This window comes from Candidatus Omnitrophota bacterium, assembly GCA_041650805.1.
GTDB lineage: Bacteria > Omnitrophota > Gorgyraeia > 2-01-FULL-45-10 > 2-01-FULL-45-10 > JBAZKM01.
The window spans coordinates 165012-178986 of record JBAZKM010000002.1 but is presented as its reverse complement, the minus strand read 5'-3'; the positions used below and the strand labels follow the sequence as shown (position 1 = coordinate 178986).

The following is a 13975-nucleotide window of genomic DNA, read 5'->3' as shown; positions in this document are numbered from 1 at the left end:
GATAAAAAATCAAAAAAGATTTGACAAAAGAAAAAACATAGTGTATACTTTAATGGTAAAGCGAGGATATTGACGATTCTTTCACGGCGTGTTATATTAAACGAAACGGCGGTGTACAATGAAAGCGCAAAGTTACCGCTTACAGATGAGATCCAGGCAGGGCCCAGACATGAGTTTGGGCCTTTTTATTTTCATGATAAAGCCATTTAAAATGCTGGTGTCTAAAACCGGAGGTATCCAATGAGCTGGCCGATCAGAACGAGTCCTGTCTTTAAAACAATCGCATGCGTCATGGCATTTGTCTTTTTGTGGCAACAACTTGTGTGGGCAGGGGATCTAATCGATATCACTATGGATAAGCTGAACGCAGACCAATCGCAGACCTTTGCTCCAGAGTATCTCCAAAGCCAACAGGCCATACATGAGGATATCATAAGCCAGCAGCAGGCCATGGAATATGGCATGAATCTACAGGCATCCTTGACAACGGAACAACACGTTTCCGATGGCTCAGAGTTGGAACCCGACTCTCTAGACATAGAGCTACAGGGGCCGAAAGGCGGCATGGCTCCGCAGTCCTATGGAGCAGCGCCTTATGTTTTAATGGGAGGGTCTCCAGATCCTCAGGAAGAGGGAGCAATCCTCTCAGTTACGACAGCCATAGGAGATGTTATCCATTACAAGGACGGTAAGATAGATTATATTGAGAAGAAAGATGCCTCGGGTGATATTATCATTAGGGCACTCCAGGGGCAGGATCTCGTAGATGAAGATAATAACTTGCTAAATGCGGAAATAGCCTATTATGACGGCACGATTGAGGTTGTAGCCGTCGGTAAAGTTATTAACATAACCAAGCCGGACAAGACCCTCATCGAATACGACGATCAGGAACGTGTGCAATGGGTAACATATAAGGATGCGGATGGTATCGTGACCTTAGTCGTTAACTATTTATACGACCAAATCGATCCTGTCGATGGTGCCATGGTGACGATCCTGTCCGATGTCGAAAAAATATGTTACTACGGTTCCGATAAAAAAATAAAAAGAGTTGAATTTGCTACTGGTAAAAAGATCAAGTATGAAAATGGCATCCTTTCTGAAGTAAGAGAGGAAGACGGTACTGTTTATATATATGGCACATTGGTCGAACAGGGGGAATCGGGGATCGAATATAAGGTAGAAATAGATGAAATTGCAGATGCGTCTAATAACAGGTTCTATTTTGAGGGGTCAAGAATATCTTCTATTAAATTCTGTGACGGCACCATAGTCAGTGATTACCAACTCGATGGTTCCGGTAATTTAGTCAACGGTAAAATCGTATATACTGATGGCAGTGAGAAATTGATAGAAAACCGCAGGATAAAAGAGGAAAAGGATGCAAGCGGATTTGTCACTAAATACGAATATGTTGACCATTTTGAAGGGAATGGCAAGGAGGCTATTGTTACCGGTAATTTAGATGGTGATGGCAAAAGTGATTTCATCATTGATTTTGGCCTTCGGGATGGCATTTGGATAAAATATGGTAGCGGGGATTGGGAACAGCTGCATGATCTAAGTCCAAAATCAATCGTTACCGGAGATATAGGCGGTGACGGAAAAGATGAGATAATTATCGACTTCGGTTCGCAGTATGGAGTCTGGGCAAGGTACAGCGACGGCAGTTGGTCGCAACTCCACAACTTGAGCCCTGAATCCATAACCGTTGGCAATCTCGACGGAGAAGGCAAAGACGAAATTATCATCGACTTCGGTCCAGAGTTTGGCATCTGGATAACATACAGCGATGGCAGCTGGTCGCAACTCCACAACTTGAGCCCTGAATCCATAACCGTTGGCAATCTCGACGGGGACGGCAAGGATGAGATTGTGATCGACTTCGGACCACAATACGGTATATGGATCTCATATAGTAACGGAAGCTGGGGATCTGTGAGTAATGTAAGTCCTGAATCGATTGTAGTCGGTGATGTCAACGGCGACAGCAAAGACGAAATTATCATCGACTTCGGTCCAGAGTTTGGCATCTGGATAACATACAGCGATGGCAGCTGGTCACAACTTCATAACTTGAGCGCCGAATACATTGCTATCGGCGACCTGGATGGTGATAACAAAAGCGACACCATAATCGACTTTGGGTCGCAATACGGCATATGGGTGTGCCACGGTAACGGGAATTGGTCCAATCCTCACAATCTGAGTCCCTGCTCGATGACCATAGGAGATTCGAATGGAAATGATCTTGCCGATCTCATCATAGATTTTGGTTCTCCTGAGGGGATATGGGTCGCTGAAGATAGTGCCAATTGGTTTCAACTCAGTACCATAAGTCCTGGTTCGATAATATCGGGCGCATATGAATCCGGGGATCCCAAGATGTTTATATATACAGAAGTTTCGAGGGCGCGCGATTTCAATTTCTCTCTTGAGCTTCCTGGTGACATGTTTGATGTGGAGGGGTGCCTTAATTCGGACTATGACTTTTCAACCATCCCGTATTTCAATACCGTCACCTACAACGAAAATGGTGTAATAACGGAAATAGTCAAACCCGATGGTGAGATTATATGCTATAGCGACGGCCTACCGGCAAGCGTAACAAGCGATGTCGATGGTAGTGCTGGTAGTTTTGATACCACTCTTTACAGCTATGATCTTAGCGGCCTGGATAACATAAAAGAGATGACCATAATCCGCGACGGCATAAAACGCATATATGATGAATATGGGAATATCGAAAGTTTAAGCCTTGATGATGCGACTAAGATAGTGTATGAAAACGGCCAGATAAAGGAGATCCAAAAATCCGACGGGACAACGATAAGAAAGTCAAATGGGGCGGATGATATGTTCTTCAGAGAGGGGGGAGAGCTTAACGATGCCCTCGTTTCGTATCCTGACGGAAGTATGGCCATCTACGATGACGGAGAGCTGCTACAACTTATTAACGCACTCGGCGATATTACCGATTATAACGATGGAAAGATCCGTAAGGTCACGCTCGAAGACGGCACCATATATGACTGGTCTTATGACGGCAACAATATAGTTATTGTAGATAATTCAAGACAGGAAAGAAGGACGTATCTTGAAGGCATCCTTTTAGAGCTCGAAGAGTTGGCGGGCGCTAAATTGATAACGAAATATTACTATGACGAAACCTCGAAGAATCTTATTAGATCAGAGATATGTCAGAATAACGATATGCTCTACACATATACCTATACCTATGATAACGGCCTGACGCTGGTCCATGATGAAGATGGGAATACGCAGGCCTACACAAAAGATAAGAAGCTTTCTTATATAGTAGATTCGAAAGGACGAAAATACTCATATACATATGTGGGCCAAAATGAAGGGTACGCGGAGGTCTATTTCCCGTCCGGCACAAAAGTAAGGTATGCCCTGACCGGCCAGATCATCGACATAACAAAGACCGACGGAACCTTCATAAAAGATATCGTCTTCGATTCCAATAACGTCCCGCAGAGCTTTACCTATATAAAGGATTGCACGACATATAAGGTGGAAGATGGGGAGATAAGGGAGATCATCTATCAGGATGGCTCCAGCGCTTCATATTATCCCGGCAGTTTCATAAAGTCGACGACCGACGCAGCCGGCAATACAACAGAATACGAATACGGTATAAGCGACACAGAGATAATAACCAGTTTATACGCAAACGGCACATTCATTGATACCGTCTTCACCGATCCCGATCCCTTAGACGGCCTGAAACGCCTCGAGCTTGCAACCTATACAGACCCGAATACCACGCTTATCCTTCATTCTAATGGTTCTAACGGTTCAACATACACGTCAGACAGCTCCACCTACAATCACCCCGTAACGTTCTATGGGAACGCTAAACTGAGCACAGAGGAGTCGGAATTCGGCGGCTCGAGCATGGAGTTCGATGGATACGGCGATGGTTATGGTACAAGCTATGTTAGCATACCTGATTCAGGGGACTGGGATGTAGTCGCTGACACAACAACCCCATACACCATCGACTTCTGGCTTAATCTGAAAGACCTTCCGCGCGATCCCGGTATCTATTATACAATTCTGGGTCAATATGATGATTCAGTAGGTCCTGATAATTGTTGGAGCGTCATTGTTGATGAAACTGGTGGAATAACTTTACGTGCGAAAAGAGGCAATTTCTTTTTGCAGGCCAATGCCGGACAGGTTACACCAGGTGATTGGAACCACATAGCATTCGTTAAAACAGGTTCTTCCATTATTACCTACCTGAATGGTACAAAACAGATGACGTATACATTATCCGATACGGTTTCCATATCCCAGCCGTTAGAGATAGGGCGCAATCAGGATAGCGGTGGCTATAGTTATCTTAACGGATATGTGGATGAGATACATATATCCAAAGGTGTGGCGCGCTGGACAACCGATACCTTTAGCACACCCGATACCGAATTCTCCGGTGTTCATAAAGACTCAGGGACATTCATCTCTGACCCTATAGAGATCGATGCCACTCAGCTCGGTTCGATCAGCTGGGACGAAGTTATACCTCAAGGCACCGACATATCCATACAGACGAGGACCGGCAACACGTCTATGCCCGATCCCACGTGGAGTGAGTGGTCAGAACCGGTGACGGATAATAACGGTTCCCAGATCACTTCACCCGCAGGGAAGTATCTGCAATATAAGGTTACACTTTCAACTTCGGACATATTGTTAACCTCTGAGCTTACCCTGACCGATACGAACGGAATAGATATCGCCTATACAAGAGGTACAAGAAATCCAGAAGATCTTACTAATCTCACTTCTTTAAAGGTTACGACGGATACCGTTGTTTCAAACTATGACCATAACGGTGTTAATCTTAATGACCCGAATGATATTATAAATTTAGACCGGCTGATATTCGATTCTACGGAGTTGGATGGTGCAAAAGAGGAGATGCCATGCTATATATTAAATGAGACGCAGAAAGGGCTATATTTTGATGAAGACATTATAATCGCCGAGCTTACAGAGATCAAGGGCATTACTGATACAACACGTTATTCGCAAGGCCAGATCATCGACATAACAAAGACCGACGGAACCTTCATAAAAGATATCGTCTTCGATTCCAATAACGTCCCGCAGAGCTTTACCTATATAAAGGATTGCACGACATATAAGGTGGAAGATGGGGAGATAAGGGAGATCATCTATCAGGATGGCTCCAGCGCTTCATATTATCCCGGCAGTTTCATAAAGTCGACGACCGACGCAGCCGGCAATACAACAGAATACGAATACGGTATAAGCGACACAGAGATAATAACCAGTTTATACGCAAACGGCACATTCATTGATACCGTCTTCACCGATCCCGATCCCTTAGACGGCCTGAAACGCCTCGAGCTTGCAACCTATACAGACCCGAATACCACGCTTATCCTTCATTCTAATGGTTCTAACGGTTCAACATACACGTCAGACAGCTCCACCTACAATCACCCCGTAACGTTCTATGGGAACGCTAAACTGAGCACAGAGGAGTCGGAATTCGGCGGCTCGAGCATGGAGTTCGATGGATACGGCGATGGTTATGGTACAAGCTATGTTAGCATACCTGATTCAGGGGACTGGGATGTAGTCGCTGACACAACAACCCCATACACCATCGACTTCTGGCTTAATCTGAAAGACCTTCCGCGCGATCCCGGTATCTATTATACAATTCTGGGTCAATATGATGATTCAGTAGGTCCTGATAATTGTTGGAGCGTCATTGTTGATGAAACTGGTGGAATAACTTTACGTGCGAAAAGAGGCAATTTCTTTTTGCAGGCCAATGCCGGACAGGTTACACCAGGTGATTGGAACCACATAGCATTCGTTAAAACAGGTTCTTCCATTATTACCTACCTGAATGGTACAAAACAGATGACGTATACATTATCCGATACGGTTTCCATATCCCAGCCGTTAGAGATAGGGCGCAATCAGGATAGCGGTGGCTATAGTTATCTTAACGGATATGTGGATGAGATACATATATCCAAAGGTGTGGCGCGCTGGACAACCGATACCTTTAGCACACCCGATACCGAATTCTCCGGTGTTCATAAAGACTCAGGGACATTCATCTCTGACCCTATAGAGATCGATGCCACTCAGCTCGGTTCGATCAGCTGGGACGAAGTTATACCTCAAGGCACCGACATATCCATACAGACGAGGACCGGCAACACGTCTATGCCCGATCCCACGTGGAGTGAGTGGTCAGAACCGGTGACGGATAATAACGGTTCCCAGATCACTTCACCTGCAGGAAAGTATATTCAGTATAGAACTAATTTAACTACAAACAATAATTCGGAAACTCCCCGACTTGCCTTGACGAGTACAAGCGGTGTAGCCATAAGCTATACCCGTAATTCAGTAAAGTCGCAGGATATCGATAACCTTTCTTATATAAAGATTACAGAAAACGGCATTACGAAAACCTATAATGCCAGCGGCATGAATGTCGACGATCCGCAGGATACGATCAGTATAAGCAGCATGCTTTTCAATTCGACCGAATTGGAAGCGTTGAAAAAAGATATTCCTTCCGATAAGCTCAGCGATGCGCAGAAGGTCATAACGATCTATGATAAGGGCAATGATATTCCCGTAGAGATAGTGACGGCAGGACAGTCGATAACCTATTTCGACCAGGGTTTTGCCACCAGGGTAGTGGATAAGAACGGAATAACGCAAGTCATCTATACCTACGACGAGAATAAGAACGTTATCAAGGTTGAATTTGTCGACGCCCGGCAAAAACTTGAAGAGAATTATCAGAAAGCCCTAACTGAAATAACTCTGCAGAAGGAGTTGGCTTTAGAGAAACTTGCCAAAGCGGAGGCCGATGCGCGGGTCGATATCGCCTCAAAATCGGCCGATATCCAGATACAGATTAATGCGGAAAGGGCGCGCCTGGAGCAAGAGAAGACAAAATACGACCCCAACATATATGACCTGTCAGAGTTCGATAGGGCATTTAGCGAGATCGATGATTATGAAACAAAACTTGCTCAACAGACGCAGGATGCATATGTAGATTTGGACAATCAGGTAGTGGCGGCGCGTGCCCGCATAGAGGCCGATGCCAGCACTGCAATGCAGGACCTTATCACGAATGATTACAATAAGATCCTTGCCGACATTGTTCAAAAAGAGAGTACCCCATTGATTTACCAGTATTATCGAAAGGTTTTGGGGAGAGATCCGGGGGATGACGATTTATTATATTGGACTGACAGGGCAAAGACGAACTTAAGGCCGTTTACAGCCACTGAGATAACTCAATATCTGGAGAACCTGCCGGAATACGCTGATAGACAAGCGAGAAAACAGAGCATAATAACAGATATCACAGGTTTCTTTACCCAATATTTATCTGTCTCAGATACAGAAAAAGAGTCCATGCTTTTATCCTTAGGTTTTACACCTGATGAAGCCGGCGATATCATCCAGAATAACCTTACCCAGAGCGATATCGACTCCATCCTCTCGTGGCTGAACGGCCAATCCCTGCACTTCGGGGACAGCGCCTTTGAGACGGTTATCTCTATGCTGAAGAATGAAGGAATAGCAAGGTCCTTCGAGGATATAGGCAAAGACGCCATAAAGATAGATATCCTGACGGGCGTGATCACAAAGGATACAACGGGCGATCTCTTGATATCGATGTACGCCATGCGCAAAGCCGCTCAAATAAATACCCTCGCTTTATATAGCAACAAGATTACATACGACGATTTAAAGGATATGGTCTTGCGGGATAATGTCATCGTCCATATAGACGGCAAGCATTATGTGCTGGTGACAAGCATAGATGACCAGAAGGGCACCATTACTTATACAGACCCAACAGTGAGTGCGAATGGCCAAGAGATGACCCTCTCGAGAGCTGAATTCATGGAGACGTGGAGAGGATATTCTCTTTCGAAAGAGTTGCCGCAGGATCCCGCCAAGCACCTTAATGCAACGCAGGAGAAAAATATACGCGGCAGCGGCTGGTGGGAAAAATTCTGGAAGGGGATCGTCAAGTTTTTCCAGAAGATAGTCGCGCCAGTTGCGGCCATCCTTTTGATGATACCTCCATTGGCACCCATAGGAGCCGTGCTTGCCGGCATTAATATAGTGATACAAACGATCTCTTTTGTCGTACATACAGGTACGCTTATGGATATTGCCTGGGCCGCTATAAGCGGAATAGGCGCGGCCTTAGGCGCGCAGATCCTGCCGGGTATTTTTGACGCTGTCGGCAATGCCTTTGGTGCTATAGGAAGTGCGATAACAGATATATTTGGAACAGTAGGACAGTTATTCGCACCGCTGAATGGTATTTTTCAGGCAACGATGGGAGTATTTAATACGCTCTCCTCTGTGGTTTCTAATATCGCGACAGGTATTGGAAATATTTTTACACCAATATTCGGAGAAGCTATCGGTAGCCATTTAGCCATAGCCGTTATCGAAACGGGGGTTAAGCTAGGTACAGATTTTCTATTTAAAAGCTTGGGTGTCGACCCATCTTTGGCAAGTATAGGTAGTGCGTTATTGTCCGGCGCTATCATGGGAGCGTTAACCCCGGGCGATATGGGTATGAATATTGTTGAAGAAGCGCTTACGCGTGGCACTATTGCAACAGCTGAAGAACTAGGCCGAGCGACAGATCTTGATCCTAACATAACTCATCTTGCGGCTATGATGGCGGGAACTTTAGTAAATGGAGCGCTCGATATAAATGGTAGGAATTTCACATATGATGAGCTTATGGAAAATATAGCCCCTACATTTATAAGAGAAGCTACTAAACTAGGCGTAATTGAGCTCGGCGAGATTCTTGGCGTAGACAACCGTTTATCTTACATGGCTTCATTAGCTATAAGTTCAACAATAGGTACAGGCATTGATTCGGGATGGAATCCTCGAGATATATTCCAAAGTGTTACGACGGGTCTATTGCAGGGCGTTACCTCAATAGGAATAAATTATGCTACGCAGGAGCTGGGATTAAATCCTATTTTAGCCAACCTTGGGTTTAGCGCCATTGCGTCTATGATAAACTCAGGCATACAAGCAACGATCGGTACTCCAGACTCACAAACAGGGGAGAGGTCTAATTTCTTCGAGTCTATCTTTAAAACATATACAGATAACATATTAACTTTCTTGGGGTATGGAAATGCTCCTAATAGAGGTGACGAGCAATTCTGGACGCCTATTTATGATGAATTAGGTAACTATTTACGTGCAGACTTTAACCAGGTTGCTTATGATAGGGCGTGGGGTCAATATTATTGGCAACAGTCGACTTATACTGCTCAGATTTTAGACTTTACTAATATTGTAAAAGACAAAGGTTTGGTAGAGGCTTTGGATATCTACGGAACAGGTTTCTTAAATGCGGTAGCAGTGAATCAGATTGTTCAATCTGGTAATACGTTAGGTAACTACTTTATGAACGAACTTAATGCAGGACATTCTACTATAAGAACACTACAAGACGGCAAGCAAGTGAGACAAGTTGCTATTAAAGATGCTCAGGGTAATACCGTCGCTAATGTCTTCTTTGAAGAAAAACAGGATGGGGTATCATTCTATTGGGATGTTGTTGGAAAAGAAGAATTTATAGGAGACAGCACATATATTAGTTGGGGTGACCCAGGTGTAGATGCCTATGCGAAGCTTGGTTATTCAGACGCAGAGATATACGCTATGTTTGACTCCGATATTCAATATCAACGTGTTATAGACGGACAGCAGGCGTATGTTGAGATAAAGGACTCATTAGGGAATACACTTCTCGTAATAGAGCCGACAGAGGGTGGGCATTACAACGTATATAATTCATACGGAGAGTATGAAAATGCGAAGATATTAAGTACTATTACCGATATGAAATTTGATATTGTTCATGGCGCTTCCAGTAACGTCACCATAGGACAAGGCGCTGGAGAAGTAGGCCTTACTATATCCAGTCAGGATTTTAGTGGTTTATTGTTCAGCGCTGTTGAAAACGGAAAGATAGTTTTAGACAAATTGATTAAACAGCCCACATGGCAAGGGTTGGTCGGAATAGCCGAAGCCGCCGAAAATATAACGTCTCCTCTAACAGACGTAGCAAATCTCGCAATTAACAGAATCAGTTCTGGTCAATCGGTAGACCTTGCCACCCTTGCCTCTGCATCTACCTGGCAGAGCATATTTGTAACATCTGGCTTTATGGCAGACTGGGCGAATACCGCAACCTTGCTCTTTTCAAATTCCATAAGTCCTGCACTTGCTCCCGGAACGGAAATGCTAATGAACCTACTTGGTAGTGAGGCGTTCCGTGAACAGCTTAACAATCAAGCTGCAGAAACATTTAACGGATATAATTTATTTGAAGAACTTGCCTCGGTGGCATTGGGTAATCCAGGTTCGGGCACCATAATAGAACAGATTGGAGCAAAGAGTTTTTGGGAATGGGTGAAAGTCACTGCTCAAACCGCGTGGGATAATAGAGCTAACATAATAGCCGAAGCTAACAAATTTGCACTCACTATGTTAAGTCCAGCAATGGCTCAACTCGATACCCCTATAGGACAGGAGTTTATAAAGGAATCTCAAGATTTCTTCTGTCTTGGTGATTTTACGCCAATAGTATCAGATATTGATCCGATTACAAAAACACTAAAAGTAGACCCGGCGTTAAATTATGCCAATATTATGCAGCAACCCATATCCGGCACAATGGACTGGATTACGCTTGCTAAATTTGCTAATATAAGGTGGGATATGGCGTCACAACGTGCAGCTCAGGAAGGCCCGCGGATAAATAGCTATATCACAAACGGAAGCCTTAAAGGCTTTTCTATATCAGGAATAAATGATGATGGAGCTAATCTAGATTCGTTAACTAAACAACTATCACCACTTGCTGTAAGCTCTTTTGGTATAACACATAGTGCTGGCATATCAACTCTTATTAGGACAGCTATGAGACCAGAGCGACTTATTATAACCGATACTCAAGAGAAGAGAGGATCTCTAGAAAGCTGGCTCCAGAGTATGAACTATTCTCAAGATAAAGTATTGCTTGTTGATGTAGCGCAAGATCTGCCATATAGGCCAACAGATTTGATATACCTAAGTCCAGCGGATATTATCAGCAATCTCGCTACCCCAGCCGATCTAGTAACGACAGATATAAATAATCTCTTGAGTAACAATGCATGTAACGATTATAGTAGCAATCCGAACAATAAGTACATTTATATGAAAATATTATCTGGACCAGGAGTAGATCGTGATATTAGTCTCGAACTTTTTCCTCACACAGCGGCCATTGTAGGAGCATTGGATCCGAATGCCCAATATGATGTAATATATAACGGCCGATTGCTAGAAAAGGTTTCCCTATCTTATGTCTATGAAAAGTTTTTGAAGGGAGAAGAACCATGAGGTTAAAATTTAAAAAAGACAAGATTGGCAATGTTTTAATTATTCTAATCTGTTTGGCCACAGCGTATTATGGAGTTTTCTATGTATTTCATTTTGTAATGGCCATAGGCAATAGTCCTCAGATACAGGATAAGACGAAGAATGATTTGACAAAATTATCCTCTGAGACACTAATTGCAATGCTTAATATTCGTTATATTGACCCATTTTATGACCCATATCTTATTCTAAACATCCTTGCAGAAAGAAAAGAGAAAAAGGCTGTCCCTGCTATACTTAAATTACTAAATTCCAAAAAAAGTTTCTATAGACAAGAAGCTATGTATGCACTTGCGAAAATCAAAGACGACCGAGCAATAGAGCCTTTAACGAAAATTGTAAACAGAAAACAAAAAGATAGAGATTATTTATTGGCACTCGACACACTCTCGAAAATGCATTATGATGGAGCTTATCCATTAATACTTGAAATGAAAAATAATGGGATGCATTACTCTTATATTATCGATATGATTAAGAATTATCCAGATAGACCAGAAACATTGCCGACACTAATAGAAATTAGTAAATCTACACGTGAAAATTATGTTCGCGATAAAGCAAATGAAGCAATTGAGTATATCAACAAGAGCATAAAATGAGTCAAAAATAAAATAAATAGGGACAACGACCATTTATTTTAAGATTATTTTCTTGGCCAGGTTCAAGGAGTGGTTCTGGCGGCAATCCCAAAACCGTCCCATAAGTAATTAAAAAGGAAAAGAGTAGCAAGGAGAATTGACTTTATAATTTATAGATGCTATAGTGTACGGAAGCCACAAAGGAGTGGTTGTGCATATAAAGGATAAAGGAAAGTAACTTTAGCAACTTTCTTCAGAAAGTTGCTTTTTTATTGCAAAACGGAGGTGGATGGTGAAAAAAGTTTTGATAATAATAATATCGTTAGCATTTTTATCGGGATGTTCATCTGCTTATTACCATGCAAAACAAGTTAATAAAGCAGATCAATTGGATAGAGTTACGGTGGGGAAGGTTCAGAGTCAAATTCGTATTGGGATGGCATCTGCTCAAGTTGTCGAAATACTCGGATCGCCTAATATCGTTACAACCGATGAAAACAGGTTGGAAAATTGGGTTTATGATAAGATTGCGACAGACGTAGTTTATTCAAATGAATCAGGAGGTGCTTGGTTAATAATCGGATCTATTCATCCGAACTCAGGGGCAAGTTCTACTTCGCAGAGAACGCTTACAATAGTTATTAAATTCGACGCCGATAAAAAAGTTCGTGACTTTGCCTATCATTCTTCCAGTTTTTAGGAGAACAACATGAAAAAACCAAGTAATACGCTAAAGATATTTTTAGTTGTATTTTTATGTTTAGGCATAGTTGGTTGTGCTACCGTCCCGAAAGGTTTTCTGAAAGCTTCAGAACAGTCTCTCAAGGATCGCCAGTTACAAATGAGGCAATATGAAACAAAAGATGAAGAGAAAATAGTTACTTCTGTTGCCGGAGTTTTACAAGACCTGGGATTTACTCTAGATAATAGCGAGACCGAAGTAGGTTTTGTAGCTGCCTCAAAAAAGGCAGATGCAAAAAATGCGGGCCAAATCACAGCAGCGATTGCGCTTGATGTGGCATCGGCTCTATTTGGCGTTTATTCTAATACCACCGCGGCATGCGATAAAGCTCAAATGGTAAAGGCCTCAGTTATTACGCAACCTTCTCTTGATGGAAGCAAGACGGCTGTTAGAGTGACATTTCAGAGAGTTGTTTGGAACATGAGCAATCAAATTAGTAGGATAGAAACCGTTAAAGAACCAAGCATATATAAGAAATTTTATGATAGCTTGTCAAAGGCAATATTTTTGGAGGCTGAGCAAATATGAAGAAACTAATAAAATATTGCAGTATATTTGTTATTCTGGCTGTGGCTATTACTGTATCAGGTTGCGCAACTACAGCAACCAAAGCTCTTGAAAGCGACGCAAGCGCGGTTAAATTAAGAAGCATGCAAACCAGAGCTTTTGATACAATCGACAAGAAGAAAATGATGCAAACGGTAATAAGCACAATGCAGGATCTGGAATTTGTAATTGATAAAGCTGATATCGCGCTTGGCTCAGTTACCGGCACTAAATTTGTTAAACAGGCAGCTGTTACAATGACCGTCACTGTAAGGCCCAGGGGAGAGAGCCAATTGCTTGTGAGAGCGAATGCTCAGTACGGGATCCAGTCTGTGGAAGACCCTGCAACATATCAAGATTTTTTTACTGCCTTAGAAAAGGCCATATTCTTAACCGCTCAGCAAGTTGACTAGCCGAGTTAAACCGGGGCCATCCCACAAGGGGACACCCTACACGAATAAAAGTATTTTAAAATTTCTTGCAATTTGAGACGATAGTAGATAAAAGCTTAAAGATTTAAGATTGTAGGGTGTCCCTTTTTAGGATGGCCCCAATTTAGATAGATGAAAAGAAACTAGAT

At 42.9% G+C, this 13975-nt stretch carries 5 protein-coding genes; all 5 read left to right on the top strand.

The window, feature by feature from the left end:
• The first annotated feature begins 240 nt into the window (after positions 1-240).
• The 5 genes from WC515_02320 to WC515_02300 all read left to right on the top strand — a co-directional run bounded on the left by WC515_02320 (position 241) and on the right by WC515_02300 (position 13808).
• The gene (locus WC515_02320; protein MFA5146202.1) at positions 241-11487 is read left to right on the top strand and encodes a LamG-like jellyroll fold domain-containing protein; all 11247 of its coding nucleotides are present in this window, start codon (positions 241-243) and stop codon (positions 11485-11487) included.
• Entirely contained in the window at positions 11484-12128 is a 645-nt protein-coding gene (locus WC515_02315; protein ID MFA5146201.1) for a HEAT repeat domain-containing protein, read from the top strand. Before WC515_02320 ends, WC515_02315 begins: the two co-directional genes overlap by 4 nt.
• 268 nt (positions 12129-12396) lie before the next feature.
• Positions 12397-12807 carry a hypothetical protein gene (locus tag WC515_02310; GenBank protein ID MFA5146200.1) on the top strand — a complete coding sequence of 137 codons (411 nt, stop codon included), beginning with the start codon at positions 12397-12399 and terminating at the stop codon, positions 12805-12807.
• Between the two features lie 9 nt (positions 12808-12816).
• Complete coding sequence (locus WC515_02305; protein MFA5146199.1) at positions 12817-13377, top strand: hypothetical protein; 561 nt, start codon at positions 12817-12819, stop codon at positions 13375-13377.
• Positions 13374-13808 (top strand): hypothetical protein, encoded by a 435-nt coding sequence (locus WC515_02300; GenBank protein ID MFA5146198.1) that lies wholly within the window; start codon positions 13374-13376, stop codon positions 13806-13808. The genes WC515_02305 and WC515_02300 overlap by 4 nt, the downstream gene beginning before the upstream one ends.
• Positions 13809-13975: the final 167 nt, after the last annotated feature.